The organism is Enterobacter sp. IF2SW-B1 (assembly GCF_001743375.1).
Taxonomy (GTDB): domain Bacteria; phylum Pseudomonadota; class Gammaproteobacteria; order Enterobacterales; family Enterobacteriaceae; genus Enterobacter; species Enterobacter bugandensis.
Genome location: NZ_MJAA01000023.1, coordinates 1 through 2,135, shown reverse-complemented (window position 1 = coordinate 2,135; position 2,135 = coordinate 1). Strand labels below are relative to the sequence as shown.

Sequence of the window (2,135 nt, the reverse complement as noted above, 5' to 3'; positions counted from 1 at the left end):
GCTGATGAAGGGTTTAATATCGTTGAATACAGCTGAATCTACCTTTCTACACATAAGCCGTCTGCTGGCGGCTTATTAATTCTTCTAGCTTTTATAGCAATATTCGATTCTACAATGTTTTCAACGTCTGCTTTTGGCACAGAGCGGACGATCTAACTGAGCTGAAGGTCCGCTGAGAGCGAAAAGCGGACATCTTAATTGTTATTTTTTTTGCTACTACCTCTATGTAGCCATGTTATATGGCTACATTTATACAGAAGTAAGGATTAGTCTTTTCCCGGACCATAATTAAATTTTGTACCTTTGCCAATGGCATAAAACTGTCCACCAGCTACGTAATGGACAGTACGTAATTCATCAGGCGCATCATCAAAAATCCAGTGCCCATTTCTGAAAACGCGGTCATCACTCCATGCTCCGACAATTTCCCCCAAGAACAAGTTGTGCTGCTTTTCATTTTCTTCATTGGGTATGACCTTACATACTAACCAGCCAGCGCAACCTTCAACTAGAGGCAGATCAAACTCTTTCTGATAAAATAGTGGGATTTTACTATTTTTATCTGGTGTGTCGGAATAACTGTGGCCTCCAGCATATAAAACCATTTCCATCTGATTTACTACTGGGATCTGGACAGCGTAATATCCGCTTTTTTCTACAAGCCCGCGAGTAAATGCCTGTGGACCTATAAAAGCCATCACTTTGTTATTGCCTACTAATCCCACCCAGGCCGCTGCCATGACATTTTCAATGCCATCATTTTTAGCCGATATCATCGTGGTTGGCCCGACCTGTAATAAACGATAGGCTTTGTTTAACTCTACTGGTTGAATTGACATAATTTACTCTTTTGAGTTCTGATAAAAAGTAAGACAGGTTACTTATTTGATTGTTCGATTATATGGCTGGAATAGTTGCAAATTAATTGCTATTATCAAAATACATTATTGCAAATTTCACAATAATCATGAACAAACTTGATGCACTAAAATTTTTCATCATCGCCTCTGAGACCTTGAACTTCCGCGAAGCAGCCATCAAACTGTCGGTTTCACCATCAGTAGTAACCCGAACAGTCGCTGAGTTGGAGAAACAACTTGGTGAACCTTTATTCAAACGCAATACTCGTTCGATCTTTCTCACCAGTTTCGGCGAACTATTTTTACCCCAAGCGAAGCGACTGCTGGAAGATTCTGAAAAATTATTTCAGATGGCGAAAGATGATAATGAAATGAAAGGTATTGTTCGCATCACATTACTTCGATTTCCAAATCATGAACAAATTTTGTATGAACTCTTGACTGCACTACGCCCCTATCCTGAGTTATTTATCGACTGGCGTTTAGATATGATGAAACTTGATACTATTGAGCATCGTATCGATATAGGTATACGTGTAGGGCGAGAACCTAATCCAAACTTTATCATTAAAAACATCGGACAAGTTGAACATATTTTGGTTGCATCCCCTGAACTTATTGAGCGTCTGGGAGCACCTACTGATTTAGAAGATCTTCGACAGCGTTATCCATTTAGTGGTTTAATTAATCCTGAGACGGGAAAATCATTTGAGTTTATGAGTGACGCAGTGAACACTTTCGTCCCTCGTCATATTGAGTTTTATACTACAGACCCATACGCCGAAATTCAGGCTGCATTGGCCGGAAAAACGGTTGTACAATCCAGCGATTTTATCTGTAGGGAGTACTTAGCAAGCGGCCAACTTGTTCCCCCACTGCCAGAACTCCGACAGGAGAAATGGCAATTTTATTTATATCGACCTTACCAGCTGATTACTCCCAAAAGGGTGACGGTCGTTTTCTCGCTATTAGAAAAAATATTACGCAAATATTTCACATCAAAATAATATTCTCCTCAACGTCCGCTCCTGGCACAGAGCGGACGATCTAACTGAGCTGAAGGTCCGCTGAGAGCGAACAGCGGACATTAAGCGTATAAGTGAAAAAATGCTGGTTTTTCATCCAAACCCTGTTAACTTGAATGTCGATGAAAACACACTTTGTGCTATTCGAATCAATCATTATTATCACCTGTCGAATTCAGGTGGGATAACGTTCGCCATTTTCCCGCCGGTAAGGCGGGCCTTACCGGTAACAATCCAGTGAGGTAAACAA

2 protein-coding genes are annotated in these 2,135 nt (G+C 40.7%); one reads left to right on the top strand and one right to left on the bottom strand.

Features of this window, described 5'->3' with window-relative positions; all coding sequences use genetic code 11:
* Window positions 1–266: 266 nt before the first annotated feature.
* Window positions 267–839, bottom strand: coding sequence for a flavin reductase family protein (locus A6013_RS23535; protein WP_028012260.1), 573 nt, complete (start codon window positions 837–839; stop codon window positions 267–269).
* Between the two features lie 128 nt (window positions 840–967).
* Here A6013_RS23535 and A6013_RS23530 point away from each other — a divergent pair, with 128 nt between their 5' ends.
* Window positions 968–1,867 (top strand): LysR family transcriptional regulator, encoded by a 900-nt coding sequence (locus tag A6013_RS23530; RefSeq protein ID WP_045260750.1) that lies wholly within the window; start codon window positions 968–970, stop codon window positions 1,865–1,867.
* The last annotated feature ends 268 nt before the right edge of the window (window positions 1,868–2,135 follow it).

Coding starts and splice junctions, on each gene's coding strand:
- A6013_RS23535 (WP_028012260.1), bottom strand. CDS start 839: ATGTCAATTCAACCAGTAGAGTTAAACAAAGCCTATCGTTTATTACAG.
- A6013_RS23530 (WP_045260750.1), top strand. CDS start 968: ATGAACAAACTTGATGCACTAAAATTTTTCATCATCGCCTCTGAGACC.